The sequence below is a fragment of the Paraburkholderia sp. SSBN10T genome (genome assembly GCF_056619545.1).
In genome coordinates this window covers 400,740-419,355 of the sequence record NZ_JBWQQI010000003.1, presented here as the reverse complement: position 1 = coordinate 419,355, position 18,616 = coordinate 400,740, and the positions used below count along the sequence as shown (strand labels likewise).

Sequence of the window (18,616 nt, the reverse complement as noted above, 5' to 3'; positions counted from 1 at the left end):
CAATCGTGTAACGAATCTTGACGAGATTGATCTGGAATCCGAAGCATGATCCGGAGTCTGGAAACATCAGTGCGGTGCGGGACCGTCGAATGTGCCGGCGGCCTGCGCAAGCGCGTCGGCAATCGCCTCCACCTGATCCATTCTGAAACTCGTCGCCACGCGAATGTGAGGGCGCGGCGTGACTTGAAAGCGTGAGCCGGGCTGGACGGCGATCCCGCGCGCCGCGAGCGTTACGAGCGCGTATTGTTGATCGGCGACGGGAAGCCAGATGCATAGCGTGTCTTGACCGGACACCGTGACACCGCGGTCCGCAAGCGCATTCGCGAGAATCCCGCGTCGTTTGCCGTATGTCACGCGTGCGGCGTCGATCTGCTGCAGAGCGTCCGGGTCTGTCAACAGGGTAGCCGCCGCGCATTGGAGAATCCGGCTGGTCCAGCCTTCGCGAAAGTTGCGATAAGCCTGGACCTGATCGGCGAATTTCTCGGAGCTCGAAATCACGGCCAACCGGAAGTCGGTGCCGAGCGACTTGGAGAAGGTCCGGATATGGACGGTACGATCGGGAAATGCGGATCCGAGAGACAACGGTTGATGACTGGCAAGCCCGGCGAGACCATCCATTTCGACGATCATCGTGCTATTGCCGGCGAGCACCTTGCGCAACTGGTTCATGCGGCTCGTGCTGACGCGTCTGCCGGTCAGCGAGTGCGATCCGGGTTGATACACGAAAGCCACCGGGCGCTGTTCCATGGCGGCCGTAAGCGATTCGGGAAGCGGACCATTTTCGTCGCAGTCCACACCGATTGCCCGCGCCCCGAGTTTCTCCAGGATGTCGAATACGCGCAAGACCGTGGGGTCTTCGATCGCAACCGTTGCCCCCGGCACGACGATCATCTGCAGTGCCGCATGCAGCCCGTCATAGCCGCCATTGACCGCCGTGAAGGAGCAGTTGGCATACGGCCAGTCCGCCTCGACGACGGCCTTCAGCTCATGCGAGATGTGCTCGCGGATATAGCTGTGCAGATTGTGCGCGCGGTGCGCCGTCGCCAGCGCGCGACGAAGATCGGGAAGGAGATCGGGATCCGGCGAGGCGAAGCGCAGATCGGCCTGAATGTTTTCTCCGTAGTTCGCGAAGTCTTCGTAGCGCGCGGGCCTGAGGGACGACTGGTCGCCGCGCACCCACGTACCGGTGCGGCCGTTTCCGCTCACCATCCGCACCGCGCGAAGATGCTTCCAGGCGCCGGAGACCGTAGCCGGACTCACGCCAAACGCTTCCGCGAGATCGCGAACGGGCGGAAGCTGCGTACCGACCGGGAGCTTGCCGTCGCGAATCAGTTGCGCCACTTCCAGCGCAATGCCACGCATCGTTCTAGCACTGACGTGCTCGACCAGCATCTTGACGTCCATCCCGCTCTCTTATGTTCAATAACAAAATTTGGATTGTACAAGCTTTACCGACCATTGACTAGCTACGACCTTGGTCAAATCATGCGCGGCCGAACAGGCGGCAGGTGCGGGCCGCAGAGTCAGCGCGCCGCTTCATCGTGAAGTCTCGGCAGGTCTTTCTGCTCCGCTTTGTTAGCCGGCGTCGCCACGTTGCCTTCGCAAAAAAACGGCCACTGTTGGCGCCGAACTCAGTGACGTATCTGCTGATGTTTGTCGTTGCGTTAGCGCCGTGTTGTTCAATTATGTTCAATAACATAAAAATAATTGTACATTTTTTTTGAAGAACATAAGCTGGCTTCAACGTCGTCGGACAGCACGGACAGCAACTTGCAGTCAGGGGTGAGGTCCCGCGCAAAGAGTAGTTTGTCGTGAGGCAGGCATTCACAATTAATCGGTTAGGATTGCTACTTGGTCAGGGGTCTTCACAATGAAAAATCGGATTGCGGTAATCGCTGCACTTGTCTGCTTGAATGCGGTGACGGGGGTTGCTCACGCACAGAGCAGCGTGACGCTCTATGGCTTGATTGACGAGGGCATCACGTACGTATCGAATGTGGGCGGAAAGAGTAGCGTCGGCATGGCAAGCGGAATCGCTCACGGCGATCGTTGGGGGCTCAAGGGGAAGGAAGACCTTGGCGGCGGCCTTTCCGCCATTTTCGATCTGGAAGGCGGCTTTAACCTCAACACGGGAGCGACGGGCAACGGCGGCGCCATCTTTGGCCGGCAAGCGTGGGTCGGTATCCAGAGCGATCAGTGGGGTACCGTGACCGCGGGCGATCAGTACGACATCATTTCGGACTACCTGTGTGACTACAACGTCGGCTTCTATGCGAGCGGATACGGTATTCACGAAGGGGATATCGACCGCATCGAGTGTGACCGCCTGCCCAATGCCATCAAGTACACGTCGCCACGCATTGGCGGTTTCAAGGGCGGCGTCATGTATTCGTTCAGCAATACACCCGGCAACTTCCATGACGGCAGCGCGTTGGAAGTGGGTGGCAACTATATCCATGGTCCCCTGCATCTGGCGATCACGTACGCGTCGTTGCCGGGTCATTCCATCGACCCCTACGGGCAACTGGGCACGCCGGTTTTCTTCGGTCAAACGGTTGCAACGGTCACGAGTACCAAGGCGACTGATCTCAATACCGCTTTCGTGCTCAGCACGTACCGAATTCTCGGCGTCGGCGGCAGCTATGACATTGGCAAGGTCACGCTGATGGCCAACTTCACGGACACCGAGCTGGGCTACAAAAACATGACTTCGTACATGCATGTCTACGAAGCCGGTGCGATCTACCACCCCACGCCGCTTTGGTCGCTGGTGGCCGGTGCGCAGCACGATGCCCTGCAAGGCCACACCTGGAACCAGGTGTCGGCCGGAATTCTCTACGCGCTCTCGAAGCGCACGGCTATCTACCTCTCCGGCGACTTCATCAAGGCTTCCGCCGGCGTCCATCCGGAACTGGGCTGGTTCGTGTCACCGTCGCTGTCGAATACCCAGTCGGATGTGCGTGTCGGCATGACGCACAGGTTCTGACGCAACACGGTTCGTCAACCTCATCCACCGCGCACTACGGTGAGATGCCCGTCTGAAGAAGAGGCGCCGTGCAGGTGTAGCGGCCTCTTCTCCATCTTTTCGATCTATCGACACGCGTAGCGACGTCTTCGTCTGGCTGATAGCCACAGGCATGGAATCAGCTTGATCGTTTTTATGTTCAATAACATAAAAACGATTGTACATTTTTAACTGTGAACATAAACTCGATCATAACGGAATGCGGAACGGGTGTTCTGCGTGAACGGTCCGGCAATGCAGTTTTGACGGCCGCTTCTTCTGATCACTTTGATCGATGGAGAAACGAAGTTGATGGAAGCTACCCAGCCTTTGCGTAAGATGACGCGGAGACAAGATGCTTAAAATCGGAGTGGATATCGGCGGCACGTTCACCGACTTTGCAGCGTGGCGCGAAGGCGGCGAGCAACTGGTCGAGACGTTGAAAGTCCCCTCGACGCCGCCGAACTTCGCTGAGGGCTTCAAGCATGGCTGCAAGGTAATGCTCGAACGCATGCAGCCTCGCAACGGCGAGCAGATTGTGCTGGTGCACGGCACGACCGTAGCGACGAATACGGTCATTGAGCGAAGCGGTCCTCCCATTGCTCTGTTCACGACCGAGGGCTTTCGCGACATCCTTGAGTTGCAGCGTCTGCGGCTGCGTCGCGCCATCGACCTGCTCGGCGATCGCGTTCAGCCACTCGTGCCGCGCGAGCTTGTTTTTGAAATCCCCGAGCGCATGGCCTCGGATGGACGCGTGCGCAGGCAGATCGATCTCGACGCGGTGGCACGCGCCGCGCGTCAGGCGAAAGAAGCGGGCGTCGAGGGCATCGCCGTCGCGTTCCTGCACAGCTTCCGCAATCCGGCGCACGAAGAGGCCGCGCGGCAGGCGATCATAGCGGCGACCGGCATGCGTAACGTGTCGATCTCCAGCGACATCTGGCCGAAGATCGGCGAGTACGAGCGCGCCATCGTCGCCGTGCTCAACACCTACGTGAAGCCGCGAATGACGGCCTATATCGCCGAAATCGAGCAATGGCTCGGCGAGCGTCTGCCCGACGCGAAGCTCTTCATCATGCAGTCGAACGGCGGTGCACTGACTGCTGCCGAAGCGCGGCAACTGCCCGTTCATACGCTGCTTTCCGGTCCTTCTTCCGGTGTATCGGCGGCACAGTATCTCGGCGCGTCGCTTGACGAGCGCTGCATGCTGACCATGGATATGGGCGGAACTAGCACCGACATCTCGCTCATTCAGAACGGTGAGGCGTCGATTACCGGCGACGCGGAAGTCGGCGACTTCCCGCTGATGATGCCCGTCACCGGTATCGATGCAATTGGCGCCGGCGGCGGATCGATCTGCTGGATGGATGGCGGCGTGCTGCGGGTCGGCCCGCGCAGCGCCGGCGCGCGGCCGGGTCCGGCCTGCTTTGGGCATGGCGGCACGCGGCCGACCACGACCGACGCCTATCTGCTGTGCGGCTTCATTCATCCCGAGCACTTTCTCGGCGGCCGCATGAAGCTGGACCGTGCGGCGGCCGAGGCCGCGATGCAACCGATCGCGCAGGCGCTGAAGACAGATGTCGTATCGGCGGCCGAAGCCTGTCTCACGGTCGCCACCTCGAACATGGTCGCGAGCGTGCTGCCTTATCTCGCGCGCTACGGTCTGGATCCCGCCGACGTCACGCTGGTCGTGTATGGCGGCGCCGGGGCGCTGCATGGTCCATTGCTGGCCGCGGAGCTCGGCATGAGCCGCGTGCTGGTGCCGGCAATGCCATCGGTGTTCTGCGCGTTCGGCGGTCTGGTCGCCGGGCTGACGCACGACAAGGTGAAGAGCATGCAGGGGATCGCGGTCGATGCCGGCGTGATCGTCCAGGCGTTCGCGTCGCTGGCGGCCGGCGCACTGGCGTGGCTGGCAAACCAGAACGTCGGCGCGAGCCTGCGCGAGACGCTGCTCGAATATCGCGCGGAGGCGCGCTATCGCGGTCAATCGTTCCAGCTCACGGTGAACGTTACCGAAGACGCCGCGAAGTCGGGCGACCTCGCGGCGATCGAGCAGGAGTTTCACCGACAGCACGAAAGCCTGTACGCACACGCGGATCCGTCGGCGGCCGTGGAATTCACGGAGTTTCGCGTGAGAGTGCGCGGCATGTTGCCGGCGCCTGAAACAGGTTCGATACCGGCTCGCCGGACAGTCGGCGAGAACGACGCAGTCGTCGGTCAACGCGGTCTTCAGGTCGCCGGACGATCCATACCGAACTGCAATGTCTACGCGCGCGAACGCTTGCGGGCGGGAGACAGGCTCGCCGGGACGGCGATCATCGAGCAGCACGATACGACGATCCTGGTGCCGCCGGGCTATCTGGCCATCGTCGACGCGCACGGCAATATCCTGTTGACGAAGGAACTCTGAAATGGATGCGGTCCGGACAGCAGTCATGAATAACCGTTTCACCGCAATCGTGGAGGAAGCTTCGGCGGTGATGTATCGCACGGCCCATACGACCTTCGTCAAGCTCGTGCAGGACTACCAGTGCGCGGTGGCCACACCCGAAGGCGAGATATTTGCATATCCGAGTCAGGCCGGCGTGAACTCTTTCATTGGCGTGCCCTTGCAGAAGACGATCGAGCGCCTGCATGAGCTTGGTATCGAAGAAGGTGACTGCTTTCTCACGAACGATCCGTTCTCGACCGACGGTCTGGTGACGCACATGATGGACGTCACGATGGTTCGGCCGATCTTTTTCGAAGGCAAGCTGATCGCCTTTTCGTGGGGCTTCGTGCACGCATCCGATATTGGCGGCGCGGTGCCGGGTAGCATTTCGCCGGCATTTACCGAGGTATTCCAGGAGGGTATCCGGATCCGGCCGGTGAAGCTCTACAAGAAGGGCGAAATCAACGAAGACGTGCGTGTGCTGCTGCTCGACAATAGTCGAATCCCCGACGATCTCTGGGGCGACATGAAAGCGATGCTTTCGGCATTGCAGAGCATGGACCGCCGCCTCCGGCAGTTATGTACGGCGTATGGCCGCGATGCCGTCGAGCAGGGTATGCGGGACGTACTCGCATTTGCCGAAGCCAAGGCGCGTTCCGTCATTGCGAAGATTCCCGACGGAACTTACGAGTTCAGCGATTATCTGGAAGGTATCGAGCCAGGCCAGTATACGTATATCCGATGTGCGATGGGTGTGGCCGGAGATCAGGTCAGATTCGATTTCGAGGGCACGGATCCGCAGATTCCGGCCGCCTATAACTTCGTCAGCGGCGAACGGACTCACCCTTATACGGTCCAGGCATTTCTCTATTACCTGCTGACGGTCGAACCGGATGCGCCGCGTAACGCCGGCCTTTTGCGTGCGATCACGATGCATGCGCCCCGTGCGACGGTGATCAACGCCGAGTTTCCGGCGGCGGGCGGCTCGCGCGTCGCAGCCAGCACGCGGGTCTACGACACGCTTCTCGGATGCCTCCAGCAGGCAGTCAAGGGCGGTCTCACCGCGGCGGGCCCCGGCATGTCCGCCGTGATCGTACTTTCCGCCAGAGATCCGCGAAGCGGCGGCCGTCAGGTCAGCGTCATTAACCCGTTATGCGGCGGAGGTGGTGGTCGCGCGGGCAGCGACGGGACCGATGCGATCGATTCACGCTCGGGCTACCTGAAGAGTGTGCCGACTGAAGTCATCGAAGTCGAAACCGTTCTTTTCGTCCACGCGAATCGCCTGCTCGAAGACAGTTACACGCCCGGCCGCTGGCGCAGCGGCGCCGCGCTGGTGATGGAAATGGAAAACACCGACCCCGAAGCGACGATGACGATTCGAGGCATGAACCGCTTCTCGTTCCGGCCGTGGGGCGTTCAGGGCGGGCGTCCCGGACGCATGGCCGAGGTCGTGCTGAACCCCGGCAAGGAAAACGAGGAGGTGCTGAAGCGCGTGACCGTGCTCAAGCTGAAACGCGGCGATGTGCTGCGCCTGGTGACGCCGGCGGGCGGCGGCTTTGGCGATCCGCTCGAGCGCGATCTCGATGCTATCCGCCATGACATGCGTCGCGGCATGTTGTCCCGCGAAACCGCCTCGAAAGACTACGGTGTGGTGTTCTCCGCAGACGGAGCAATCGATGTGGACGCCACGCTGAAAACACGTGCCTCGCGCCGCGCGCCGCGGGCGCATGCACCGTTCGATCTGGGCCCGGAGCGTCAGGCATACGACGCGATCTGGCCGGATCCCGTGCGGACCCGCTTTGCCGTGGCTGCACTGAAGCAACCCAAGGCGCATCGCCAGTTGCTCGTCGACGCCGTACGCAAGCGTCTGACTACGGCAGGCGAGACCGTAACGGACGACGTTCTGGAGCGCGTGCTTGCAGAGGAGGCGGCGCGACTGGCAGGGGATCGCCTCGTGCACTGATCGCCAAATACTGGGTCTAGCACACCGCGAACGCGATCGACTCTGCAGGAAGATCAGCTAGCGATTCTTAACGGTAGATGGATTCGTCGGAAACTGTATTTTGAAGTTAGCCATGCTAACTAAATTACATGGAGAAATGCGATGTCTGAGAAGCAAAGAAGTCTGGGTGAATTCGTTGACGAAGTGAAGTCGATGACGCACCGCATGATGAGCGAGGAACCGAAGGAGATCGCCGACTTGCGGCTCGGTGAAATGGATATTCCCGCGGGCAGCTACGGCCAGTATTTCGGCACCTGGGATATCGCTCACGGCATGCTGCGCGACTATTCGATGTACACGATGTATCCGCTTGTGGTGCTCGCGGAAGATCAGGATGTGGAGCCACGCACGATGTCGAAAGTCGTGGATGCGCTCGATCAGTCCTACAGCAACTATCTGCGATATAGCGGCTTTCCAAAAATCGGCAAGCTGGCGCTGGAGTTGCGCGCGCACCTGAAAGCGAATCCCACGAAAGCCGAGGTCGTCACGGCCCTGCGAGCTTTCACGGAATACACGAACAAATTGCAGGCATGGTCCTTCCATTATTTTCCGTGGGGTCTCGGCAAGTATTTCAAGTATCCCGAAGATCGCTTGCAGGCTGCGCCGCCGCCGGTTTCCGATCTCGGCGCGACACGGGCCCACATCAGGAGCGGACAGCGCATCCGCATCAGTTGGGAGCCGCTCGGCATCACCGTCAACGCGACGCTCGCGACGAACGAGAACCCCGAGTTGTGTGCCGATCTCGTCGCAGCCTTGCCGTTCTCGACGATTCAGGATCATGCGGTCGTGACGGGCGAATCGATGTATGCATGGTCGCCATTCGTCAGCACGGCGCCTATTCGTCTGCGTGAGCGGATCTGCGACGCGCCGCTCGGCCGCATTCGTTTCTCGCAATCGACGGGTCAGAAATTCATCATCCAGTACGGGCCGACGACTGAAGATCTCGCGCAACCCGTTCTCGGCGAGATCGACGAAGCAGATCTGGCGAAGCTCGCCGAAGTCGGCAAGGCGGTATGGGAGTCGACCTTCGAATCGAAGGCGCTTATCTGGATGACGGTCGAGCTTGCCTGAAGGCCGGTGCAGACAAAACGCGAGGCCGTCTTTTGGGAGGACCGCCTCGGCCCGGCAGAACAGGTGAATGGCCGGCGAGCCGGTCGCAGTCAATTGACTAGTCATTGCAGGACTTCATCGCGGGAATCATGCGCGATGAACGAACAGACAGGATTCGCAAAATGATTCTTACCCCCGGCAAACTCACGCTTGCCCAATTGCGTCAGATCGCGCGCTCAGACGTTGCGCTCACACTCGACCCGGAAAGCCATGCCGCCATCGATGCGGGCGCGAAAGCCGTGACGGAAATCGTCGCTAAGGGCAAGCCGGCCTACGGCATCAATACCGGATTCGGACGCCTTGCCAGTACGCACATTCCGCCCGGTGAACTCGAGCTTCTGCAAAGGAATCTCGTGCTTTCGCATTCGGTAGGCGTGGGCGAGCCGATGTCGCGCCGGGTCGTGCGGCTCCTGATCGCGCTGAAGCTGTCGAGTCTCGGCCGGGGCCACTCCGGCATTCGCCGCGAAGTGATGGAAATGCTCATTACGCTCTTCAATGCGGACGTATTGCCGGTGATCCCGGTCAAGGGATCGGTGGGTGCTTCGGGCGATCTGTCGCCGCTTGCTCACATGTCCTCCGTGCTGCTTGGCGTGGGCGACGTCTTCACGAAGGGCGAGCGAATGAGTGCCCGCCAGGGGCTCGAACTTGCCGGTGTCTCGCCGCTGGTGCTGGGCGCAAAGGAAGGCCTCGCGCTGCTCAACGGTACCCAGGCCTCCACGGCGCTCGCGCTCGACAATCTCTTTGCGATCGAAGATCTGTACCAGACGGCGCTGGTCGCGGGAGCGCTCTCGGTGGATGCGGCAATGGGCTCGGTCAAGCCTTTCGACGAACGCGTTCATACGCTGCGTGGGCACCACGGACAGATCGAGGCGGCGCGCGCGTATCGCACGCTGCTCGAAAACTCGCCGATCAACGCATCGCACGTGAACTGCGGGAAAGTGCAGGATCCCTATTGCCTGCGTTGTCAGCCCCAGGTCATGGGCGCGTGTCTCGATCAGATTCTCCATGCGGCGAACGTGCTGCTCATCGAGGCGAATGCCGTGTCCGACAACCCGCTGATTTTCCCGGAAACGGGGGAAGTCATCTCGGGCGGCAATTTCCACGCGGAACCGGTTGCGTTCGCCGCCGACAACCTGGCGATCGCGGCAGCCGAAATCGGCGCGATCGCCGAGCGCCGCATCGCGCTGCTGATCGACGCCGGGATGTCGGGCTTGCCGCCGTTCCTCGTGAAAGATGGCGGCGTGAACTCCGGTTTCATGATCGCGCACGTGACGGCGGCCGCGCTCGCGTCCGAGAACAAGACGTACGCGCATCCGGCATCCGTCGACTCGCTGCCGACTTCGGCGAATCAGGAAGATCACGTTTCGATGGCGACCTTCGCAGCGCGCAAGCTGTCCGATATTGCGCATAACGTCGCCAACATTCTCGCCATCGAACTGCTGGCGGCGGCGCAAGGCGTCGATTTGCGCGCTCCGTATGAAACGAGCCCGCGTTTGCTGCAGGTGATGCAGACCATCCGGCGCGATGTTCCGCATTACGACGTCGATCGCTACTTCTCGCCCGATATTGTGGCGATCGCGGACCAGGTGGTCGCCGGCACGATTGCCAGGTTCTCCCCCTTCTCGTTTGCCTCTGAAGGCACATCGCATCGACGATGACGGAAACGGCGTTGAGCACCGACCTGCGACGGGCGTCACGAATTAACAACCACACTGCCTATGTTCAATAACAAGAAAAAGATTGTTCATTTTTTTTGATAAACATATGCTGGCTCCATGGCGTTGCGAGCAATGGATCGGTGGAAAGAACGCCCAGGTCGAAATGGCCTGACTGCCAGGATTGAGGGACAAACTGCCAGATCGCGCTGAATGACCCGTGTTGTGGCGGATTTCGTTCTCTGATTCACGCACCAGGTCTTTGTCAAACGAGGCGCTCGTGGAGTGTGCGGCGCTCAAAAAGGAATCGCATGATTGTTCGTCCGCGCACCGCAATCGTCGGCCTGTGTTGTTTCCTGGCGGCAAGTATGACCTCACTTTCTGCCGGCGCGCAGCAAGCCGCCGCCGGGGCTGCCTACGACGTCAAGCCTGCTGCGAAACCGGGCAAAAGTGTCGAGCCGCCGCCGAAGGTCGCGGCAGCGGGCAAGATCGTGCTGTGTACGGAACTGGGCGATCCGCCCGGTGGTTTCCTTGCCGAAGACGGCGTGACGCCGAAGGGCTTCAACGTGGACATCATGTCCGCCATCGGCCCGGTGATGGGCTTGAAGAGCGAAGTGGTCAACTATCCCTTCGCGGACATTTTTGCGGCGCTCGATTCCGGAAAATGCGACGCCGTCATGTCGAACAATTCGAAGAGTCCGGTGCGCGCGGCCCGCTACAACTTCGTGTCTTACATGACCATGCGCCTCGGCCTCATGGTGCCCAAAGGCAACCCGCTGCAGCTTAAGATATTCGATGATCTGGCGGGCCGTCGCGCCGCGGTGCTGGTTTCCAGCACGACCGAGCGGCTCCTGAAGGACGCGAGTGCCAAGGCTGTCGCGGCAGGCAAGAAGCCGATCGATATCCAGTCGTATCCGCAGAACACGACGGTGTTTCGGCAATTGCAGTTAGGGCGGGTTGATGCATTTGTCGGCGATGCCATGACCATCGGCTATTTCGTCAATCTTCTCAAGAATCAGTTTCAGGTGGGCGGCTTACCGGTCGAACCGCTCACCATCGGCATCGTGATGCGCAAGGACGATCCGCAGCTCGAAGAGGCGGTACGTAAGGCTTATTTTGCGCTCTACGATAGTGGCTACGTTCAGCGCTCGGCGAAGAGTTGGGGAATGGACGGCCTCGTGACGTTCTGCCGAGACGACAAACCATGCTCGTGAAGCAGGCGCATTTGCTCACTCGCTGATTCGGTCGTTGTGACGGCGAAGGCGTCAGTGGTACGGGCGCGCGGGTCTCGGTTCCATCGTCTGTCAAGTAAAGAGATTCTCGAAATGCACTTTGACGTCGGCTATTTTCTGGGGTTCGTCTTCCATCCCCCGCTCGCACTCCTGCGAGGGCTGCTGACGACTGTGCTGACGACGTTCGTGTCGATGGCGCTGGGCGTCGTGCTGGGTTTCCTGCTTTGCCTGTGCGGCCTTTCGCGTTACCGCCCGCTTCGTTGGGCAAACCAGGCGTATATCTTCGTTTTTCGCGGCACGCCGCTGCTGGTGCAGGTCATCATCATCTACTTCGGGATTCCCTATCTGACGCGGTTGAATCTCTTTCCGCAAAGCATCGAGCTGTTCGGTGTCGTCTCGATCGCGGGCGCGATCGTTGCCGGCGTCGCCGCGTTTGCGTTGCACGAGGCCGCCTATTTCAGCGAGATCGCGCGCGGTGCAATGGGCTCCGTCGATCACGGACAGTGGGATGCGGCACGGGCGCTTGGGATGTCGCCGACCCTCGTCATGCGGCGAGTCATTCTTCCGCAAGCGGTCCGAACCATGCTGCCGCCGCTCGGCAACCAGATCAACAGCATGTTCAAGGCGACGTCGTTGCTGTACCTGATTGCCGTGCCGGAAATGCTGTTCATCGCGGATGCGGTCCAGGCCGTCAACTACAAGACACTGGAAGTCTATCTCGCTATCTCCGTTTATTACCTGGCGCTGACGAGCGCGTGGAGCTTCGTTCAGCAGATCCTGGAACGGCGATATTCGAAAGGCTTTACGCTGGGGTGAAATCGATGCGGGCGTGTGGCTTCTGGAGTGTTGTCTTTATCGTGCAGCGGCTTTCTTTGGAAACTGGGGAAACTGGCGTGGGAGATCTCTTGTGAATTTCGACACCCGTTACTTCCTAGAACTCGTATGCGCGCCGCCACCGCAACTGCTTTACGCCGTCTGGCTCACCATATCGATCACGATCGCTTCGATGGTGGTGGGTATGGTGACGGGGTTCTTTCTTGCATTGCTCGGTCTGAGCCGCGTGGGCGTGCTAAAGGGCTTGAACCGGTTCTATGTCTGGTTTTTTCGCGGTACGCCGGTACTGGTGCAACTGTTCCTGATTTACTTCGGTTTGCCGTCGCTCTTTGGCATAGATATTTTCCCGTCGCAGGTGAACACGCCCTTGTTCTCGATTAGCGGCAGCATTCTGGCGGGCATCCTCGCGTTCAGTCTTCACGAAGCCGCGTATGTGAGCGAGATCACAAGAGCCGGGATTCGTTCGATCGATCCGGGGCAGCGAGAAGCGGCACTGGCACTCGGCATGACCGGTGCGCTCGCGATGCGCCGGGTGATCTTGCCACAGGCATTGCGGACCGTGCTTCCCGCATTGGGAAATCAGTGCAACCTCATGTTCAAGACAACGGCATTCCTCAGTGTCATTGCCGTGCCTGAACTGGTGCACACAGCCGATAGCTTGCGCTCGGCCAATTTCAAAACCTTCGAGGCGTATGCCGCAATCTCCGTCTATTACCTCTTGCTGAGCGGAACGTGGACGTTGCTGCAACGGTGGGTCGAGAAGCGACTTTCGTGGGATTCCCGCGCCGCGACACGGAGAGCCGGCCGGGCGGCCGCAACTCTCATACAACTGGAGAACTAATATGGCCGATCGCCACGCCTCGCCCGCTGTCGAGCTGCGCAATGTGAGCAAATCATTTGGGATGTCGAAGGTATTCGATGGTGTCTCGCTGAAGGTCGAGCAGAATGAAACAGTCGTGATCATCGGTCCGTCCGGTTCCGGGAAGACGACGCTCATTCGCTGCATCAACCATCTCGAAGAGATCGAAGCGGGCGAGATTTTCGTGAACGGTGCGCTCGTCAGCCACAAGATGTCGGGGAGCAAAAAGGTTTCGCTCAGCGAGAAAGAGAAAACCGCGACCCGCCGGAATGTCGGGATGGTATTTCAGCGCTTCAATCTGTTTCCGCATCTGACCGCTTTGCAAAACATTATCGATGCGCCGATGCATGTGCTGAAGCAATCGCGAGAGGAAGCCACCACGCACGCGCTGGCGTTGCTCAAGCGTGTCGATCTGGCCGACAAGCGCGACCACTATCCGGCCCAATTGTCCGGCGGCCAGCAACAGCGCGTCGCCATTGCACGCGTGCTCGCCATGAAGCCGGAGATTGTGCTTTTCGACGAGCCGACCAGCGCGCTCGATCCCGAGATGGTGGGGGAAGTGCTGGCGGTCATGAAAGAGCTCGCACGCAACGGCATGACCATGATCGTCGTCACGCATGAAATGGGCTTCGCACGCGAAGTGGCGGACCGTGTGATTGTTATGGACAAAGGCGCCATCATCGAGGAAGGACGTCCCGACGACGTTTTTTCCCGTTCCAGCAATCAACGCACGGTGTCTTTTCTGCAACGCGTTGCGTGATAGTGAATAGTGTGAAGTCAACCTGCTGAATCGAATCGGCCACCTTGAGTTGTGTGCGAATTGATTCGCTGCGGGTTCGACGCAACGAGACCGACGCCATGGCCCACTCCTCGACCGCTCGTCTTGCCGACTTCATCTCGGGGGTGCGGGAATTGCCATCGGATGTCAAGGAAAGAGCGCCGCTTCATATCGCCGACACGCTGGCGTGCATGTATGCCGGGTCGGCATCACACGCTGTCAGGTTGATGAGGCAGGTGAGCGTCGCCCCCGACGCCAACGCGCAAGTCATTGTGCCTGGGCTGGGCCGTTGGCACGATCCCGCACTGGCGGCCATGCTCACGGGTCTATGCGCGCATGCGGACGACTTCGACGACACGAGTGAATATTCGATGAGTGGGCATCCCAGTGCTCCCGTCGTCAGCGCGCTGATACCGACTGCCTGCCTGACCGGGGCGAGTGGTGCCGATGTCGTACGGGCTTACGCGGTGGGTGTCGAGGTGGCCTGCAAGCTGGGTCTTGCCGTTGGCGAAAGCCATACGCGTCGCGGCTGGCACACGATGTCGACACTCGGCAGCGTCGGCGCGGCGGCGGCCGCCGCGAATCTGCGTGGCCTGACGAGCGAGCAGACCGCGCGCGCCCTGGCCATTGCGTGCTCGTTCGCAGGCGGGTTGCTCGGCAACACGGGCACCATGACGAAGGCGCTGCATGGCGGCCGTGCTGCGCAGGCAGGTTACCTGGCCGCCGCGCTGGCCGAGCAGGAATTTACCGCCAGCGCCGATATTCTCGAAACGAAAGGGGGCTTTCTCGACGTCTTCACGGATCGATCGGTCTCCCGTATCGAGTGGGGCACACTTGGCGAGCCGTGGGAAGTGCTCGCTACGGGTCTCGCGGTCAAGCTCTACCCGTGTTGTAGCTGTACCCATTTGTGTATCGACGCCGCACTTGATATTTGCCGACAGCACCCATTCGATGTGGCTGCTATCCAATCGATTCGCTGCACCGTGCGAGAAGAATGCACCCACTACCTGCGCTTTCCCGCGCCACGTACCGCGGTGGAGGCGAAATTCAGCATGAACTACGCGGTCGCTGTGGCACTGGCACGCGGCGCAGTCCGCTTGAGCGACTTCGAGGCCCAGGCGCTCGAGCGACCGGACGTGATCGCGCTTATGCACAAGGTCTGCATGGTCGCTGCGGGTGAAGGAGAAAAAGAAGGTTGGGTCGAGATTCTCTTCGACGATGGGACGCACCTCGCCGCATGCAAGGATGCCGCGCACGGATCGCCGGAGGATCCCGTGGGTTGGGACGACATTGAGGCCAAGCTCAGAGAAAGCATGCTGAAATCCGATGTCCTGCGTCTCATCGATGTGGATGCGCATTTCACTGCAATCCGCAATATGGATCGCGCAGCAAGATTCTCGGCACTTCTGATACCGGGCGATTCGAGCAATCCCCCACATCCCGCACACCCTCGCGTTTCGAGCTGATTCAACGGTTTCTATTGAGCGGCTCGACCGCTTTCCCATGCGCGGTTCGTGATTCCGGGTTGCTGAGTGGCGCCTTTCGCACCACAGGAATCTCGTACTCCTACTATTCCCCAACATCTTGGCTGCCAGACTCCTGAGCGCCTTGACCCACATGGGATTGCCGGTCATTGTTTGAAAATTTATTGTTCAATAACATAAAAATGATTGTACATAGTTTTTGATAAACATATTCTTGTCCTCGTAACGACAGAGCGGTCCAGTGACCAGGGTTCCTGCGGAGGGATTTCGCAACTGGACTCAAACACAGGCTGATCGGGAGAAGTCATGGCTATTCGTTCTTATGCAGTAGTCCTTATGTTAACGGTTGCGGTCGCGCTTGCGGGCGGTTTGGCGGCGGCTGGCGCGACCGCTGGGGAAATTGCGCCCGGTACGACTTATCAAATCAAGCTTCCGGCCATTCCGGAGAAAGGCGTCACGCCGCCGCAAAGGCTTGCGGCATCCGGCAAGATTGTTATGTGCACCGACCTTGGCGATCCGCCGGGTGGCTTCCTCGACGAAGACGGCGTGACGCCGAAAGGCTTCAACGTGGAGATCATGTCTGCGATCGGTCCGGTCATGGGAATCAAGACTGAGGTCGTGAACTATCCTTTTGCCGACATCTTCGCCGCGCTCGATTCGGGAAAATGCGACGCCGTCATGTCGACGAACTCAAAAAGCCCGGCCCGTACCGCACGCTACGATTTCGTCGACTACATGACGATCCGCCTCGGGTTGATGGTTCCCAAGGGCAATCCGCTTGGCCTCAAGAACTTCGAGGACTTGTCCGGACACCGTGCCGCCGTTCTCGTTTCGAGTACGACTGAACGTCTGGTCAAGGCGGCCAGCAACAAGGATGTCGCGGAGGGGAAGAAGCCGGTCGAGATTCAGTCGTATCCGCAGAACACCGTAGTTTTTCGCCAACTGGAGCTTGGCCGAGTCGATGCGTTCGTTGGCGATGCCATGTCCATTGGCTACTTCATGAATCTCGACAAGAACCGCTTCGAGGTGGGGGGATTGCCGGTGGAACCGCTAACCATCGGTATCGTCATGCGCAAGGGCGATTCGCAGACGGAAGATGCGGTGCGCAAGGCGTACTTCGCACTTTATGACAGCGGCTATGTGGAGGCGTCCGCCAAAAGATGGGGCATGGATGGACTGGTCTCCCTCTGTCGTGACGACAAGCCATGCTTGTGATTCGGTGTGACCATACGGAATCCTTATGTCTTGGGTAAGGATTAAATGACGCACACCGATGGATGAATGTCATACCGGTTTTAAAAGAAACCTGTCGAAGCGACGATTTTGATTGAGTCAACGCCGCTTCATTTCCCTGCGTCTGCACCGCGGATGTCTGGGCCTTAAGTCGCGACATGATTGAGGACGATAGTGATTAATTTTCGAAAGATCTGGATTGCTGCAACGGTGGTGCTGGGCGGTTGGGGAATAGCGGGGTATCCGGCCTATGCGGCTCAGGACATTGCGGTTCCATCGACCTTGGTCCAGAAGGGTGTCCTGACGGTCTGCTCCGACCTGTCCAATCCGCCGGCCGAAGGCGTTGCCGACGACGGAAAGACCCCCAAGGGCGCCGCGCTCGATATCGTGTATGCCATGGCAAAGAAGCTGCATCTCAAACCGGAGATCGACAACTACCAGTTCTCGGGCATTTTTGCGGCACTGGATACGGGCAAGTGCGATCTGATCATGGCCAGTCTCGGCAAGACGCCCGAACGGGCGCAGCGTTACTGGCTGGTGGACTACTGGAGCGTGGCTTCCGGTCTGCTGGTTCGGCAGGGCAATCCCTATCATATGACCCGTTTCGAAGATCTTTCGGGGCATCGTGTTTCCGCATTGCTCGGCAGCCGAAACGCCAAGGTCGTCACGCAGATCAGCGATCAACTGGTTAGCGGGGGCCACGCGCCTATTGACATCGTGTTGATGAATACCTATGTCGCTGCTTTTCAGGAACTCATGCTTGGACGCGTCGATGCGCTGGTTGCCGATACCGTGGTGATCAACTACTTCAACCAGCAAGGCCATGGCAGGCTTGAGGTGGGTGGTGTACCCGTCCCCCCGAAAACATGGTCAATGGCCATTCTGAAGAGCAACACCGATCTGAAGAACGCAGTGGCGGCAACGGTCGACCAGTTGAATGCAGATGGCACCATGCAGGCGATCTCGAAGAATTGGGGGCTGGAAGCGGGCGTCGCGCTGTGCAATTCAAGCCGCCCCTGCGAGTGACCGGTCAGTGTGAGTGATCGACCGGCGGGTTGCGATGCGTGGAGAAAGAAATCTGCTGGCCACCACATATTTGACTCACCGTCGTTATTTCGTTGCCTTGCTTGCCGAGGATCGGTAGACCTGCCAGCAGGGCTTTCGATCAGGAGAACGTGATGTTGCTGAAACAGGCCGATATCGATACCTTTGCCGCTGATGGTGTCGTGTGTTTGCGCGGAGTCATTTCGCCGGAATGGGTGGTTCGAGTGACGAAGGGCATTGAAAAAAACCTGCAAAGTCCCGGCTCGCACCACAGCTATGCCGACGGCGATACGAAACGCTTCTTTCAGGATGCGAACAACTGGCAGAGAATTTCCGAATTCGAAGCCTTCATTCGATCCTCTCCTGCGAGGGAGATTGCCGCTGGCCTGATGGAAGCCTCGAAAGTGCGCTTTCTTCACGACCATGTTCTGGTCAAACATGGCGGTGCGTCGAAGTCCACGCCGTGGCATCAGGATCAGCCGTACAGTCCTGTAGATGGCTGGCAGTTCTGCACCATGTGGATGCCCATCGATCCCGTGGCGCGCGATACCGCGCTGGAGTGTATCGCCGGCTCGCATCTGGCGCGCAAGTGGTATCGGCCGCAACGCTTCGTGGACGGAGCGTTGCGCGCGGAAGACGATCCGCAGTGGGTTGTCCTTCCCGACATCAATGCGGATCGCGACGCGTACAGAGTCGTCAGTTGGGATATGGAACCCGGCGATGTGGTGGTATTCCACGGGTTAACGCTGCACGGCGCACCCGCGAATCGCGGGGCGCAGCCTCGTCGCGTGTTGTCCACGCGCTGGCTCGGAAACGATGCGCGGGTGAAGCGGCGCACCGGAAAGATGTCACCGCCGCTTCCGGAAAATGCGCCGGCGGATGGTGCGCCGTTCGAGTCAGACGATTTCCCCTTGGTTTGGGGCGCAACTCCATGAGCGCTGGCCGCGATTGAC

The 18,616-nt window shown here is 59.7% G+C and carries 14 protein-coding genes; 13 read left to right on the top strand and 1 reads right to left on the bottom strand.

The features are described 5' to 3' along the window. Positions 1-66: 66 nt before the first annotated feature. Positions 67-1,404 carry an aminotransferase-like domain-containing protein gene (locus tag AC1ECK_RS06745; RefSeq protein ID WP_480317182.1) on the bottom strand — a complete coding sequence of 446 codons (1,338 nt, stop codon included), beginning with the start codon at positions 1,402-1,404 and terminating at the stop codon, positions 67-69. A 466-nt stretch (positions 1,405-1,870) separates the two neighbouring features. Between AC1ECK_RS06745 and AC1ECK_RS06740 the strand changes: the two genes are divergently transcribed. From AC1ECK_RS06740 to AC1ECK_RS06680, 13 genes are all read left to right on the top strand, one after another. Beyond that, the gene (locus tag AC1ECK_RS06740) at positions 1,871-2,986 is read left to right on the top strand and encodes a porin (protein ID WP_480317180.1); all 1,116 of its coding nucleotides are present in this window, start codon (positions 1,871-1,873) and stop codon (positions 2,984-2,986) included. Positions 2,987-3,359: 373 nt separating this feature from the next. After that, complete coding sequence (locus AC1ECK_RS06735) at positions 3,360-5,411, top strand: hydantoinase/oxoprolinase family protein (protein WP_480317177.1); 2,052 nt, start codon at positions 3,360-3,362, stop codon at positions 5,409-5,411. A 1-nt stretch (position 5,412) separates the two neighbouring features. After that, positions 5,413-7,395: a hydantoinase B/oxoprolinase family protein gene (locus AC1ECK_RS06730; RefSeq protein WP_480317174.1), complete on the top strand. Its 1,983-nt coding sequence runs from the start codon at positions 5,413-5,415 to the stop codon at positions 7,393-7,395. Between the two features lie 141 nt (positions 7,396-7,536). Next, positions 7,537-8,505, top strand: coding sequence for a cucumopine synthase-related protein (locus tag AC1ECK_RS06725; RefSeq protein ID WP_480317172.1), 969 nt, complete (start codon positions 7,537-7,539; stop codon positions 8,503-8,505). A gap of 161 nt (positions 8,506-8,666) precedes the next feature. Next, a complete protein-coding gene (gene hutH, locus AC1ECK_RS06720) occupies positions 8,667-10,202 on the top strand; it encodes a histidine ammonia-lyase (protein WP_480317170.1) in 1,536 nt (511 codons plus the stop codon). Between the two features lie 365 nt (positions 10,203-10,567). Next, positions 10,568-11,413, top strand: coding sequence for an ABC transporter substrate-binding protein (locus AC1ECK_RS06715; protein ID WP_480317168.1), 846 nt, complete (start codon positions 10,568-10,570; stop codon positions 11,411-11,413). 111 nt (positions 11,414-11,524) lie between these two features. Beyond that, positions 11,525-12,247, top strand: coding sequence for an amino acid ABC transporter permease (locus AC1ECK_RS06710; protein WP_480317166.1), 723 nt, complete (start codon positions 11,525-11,527; stop codon positions 12,245-12,247). 13 nt (positions 12,248-12,260) lie between these two features. Further along, positions 12,261-13,106, top strand: a complete 846-nt coding sequence (locus tag AC1ECK_RS06705; protein ID WP_480317164.1) for an amino acid ABC transporter permease — start codon at positions 12,261-12,263, stop codon at positions 13,104-13,106. 1 nt (position 13,107) lies between these two features. Further along, a complete protein-coding gene (locus AC1ECK_RS06700) occupies positions 13,108-13,884 on the top strand; it encodes an amino acid ABC transporter ATP-binding protein (protein ID WP_480317162.1) in 777 nt (258 codons plus the stop codon). A 98-nt stretch (positions 13,885-13,982) separates the two neighbouring features. Continuing rightward, a complete protein-coding gene (locus AC1ECK_RS06695) occupies positions 13,983-15,368 on the top strand; it encodes an MmgE/PrpD family protein (protein ID WP_480317160.1) in 1,386 nt (461 codons plus the stop codon). Positions 15,369-15,692: 324 nt separating this feature from the next. After that, positions 15,693-16,601 carry an ABC transporter substrate-binding protein gene (locus AC1ECK_RS06690; protein ID WP_480317158.1) on the top strand — a complete coding sequence of 303 codons (909 nt, stop codon included), beginning with the start codon at positions 15,693-15,695 and terminating at the stop codon, positions 16,599-16,601. A gap of 228 nt (positions 16,602-16,829) precedes the next feature. Further along, on the top strand, positions 16,830-17,645 hold the full coding sequence (locus AC1ECK_RS06685; RefSeq protein WP_480317156.1) for an ABC transporter substrate-binding protein: 816 nt from the start codon (positions 16,830-16,832) through the stop codon (positions 17,643-17,645). 152 nt (positions 17,646-17,797) lie between these two features. Then, positions 17,798-18,598, top strand: coding sequence for a phytanoyl-CoA dioxygenase family protein (locus AC1ECK_RS06680; protein WP_480317154.1), 801 nt, complete (start codon positions 17,798-17,800; stop codon positions 18,596-18,598). Positions 18,599-18,616 lie beyond the last annotated feature (18 nt).

What these genes read in the sequence shown, in the direction of transcription:
- AC1ECK_RS06700 (WP_480317162.1), top strand. Translation starts at nt 13,108, where the DNA reads ATGGCCGATCGCCACGCCTCGCCCGCTGTCGAGCTGCGCAATGTGAGC.
- AC1ECK_RS06690 (WP_480317158.1), top strand. Translation starts at nt 15,693, where the DNA reads ATGGCTATTCGTTCTTATGCAGTAGTCCTTATGTTAACGGTTGCGGTC.
- AC1ECK_RS06745 (WP_480317182.1), bottom strand. Translation starts at nt 1,404, where the DNA reads ATGGACGTCAAGATGCTGGTCGAGCACGTCAGTGCTAGAACGATGCGT.
- AC1ECK_RS06715 (WP_480317168.1), top strand. Translation starts at nt 10,568, where the DNA reads ATGACCTCACTTTCTGCCGGCGCGCAGCAAGCCGCCGCCGGGGCTGCC.
- AC1ECK_RS06710 (WP_480317166.1), top strand. Translation starts at nt 11,525, where the DNA reads ATGCACTTTGACGTCGGCTATTTTCTGGGGTTCGTCTTCCATCCCCCG.
- AC1ECK_RS06740 (WP_480317180.1), top strand. Translation starts at nt 1,871, where the DNA reads ATGAAAAATCGGATTGCGGTAATCGCTGCACTTGTCTGCTTGAATGCG.
- hutH (WP_480317170.1), top strand. Translation starts at nt 8,667, where the DNA reads ATGATTCTTACCCCCGGCAAACTCACGCTTGCCCAATTGCGTCAGATC.
- AC1ECK_RS06695 (WP_480317160.1), top strand. Translation starts at nt 13,983, where the DNA reads ATGGCCCACTCCTCGACCGCTCGTCTTGCCGACTTCATCTCGGGGGTG.
- AC1ECK_RS06725 (WP_480317172.1), top strand. Translation starts at nt 7,537, where the DNA reads ATGTCTGAGAAGCAAAGAAGTCTGGGTGAATTCGTTGACGAAGTGAAG.
- AC1ECK_RS06735 (WP_480317177.1), top strand. Translation starts at nt 3,360, where the DNA reads ATGCTTAAAATCGGAGTGGATATCGGCGGCACGTTCACCGACTTTGCA.
- AC1ECK_RS06730 (WP_480317174.1), top strand. Translation starts at nt 5,413, where the DNA reads ATGGATGCGGTCCGGACAGCAGTCATGAATAACCGTTTCACCGCAATC.
- AC1ECK_RS06680 (WP_480317154.1), top strand. Translation starts at nt 17,798, where the DNA reads ATGTTGCTGAAACAGGCCGATATCGATACCTTTGCCGCTGATGGTGTC.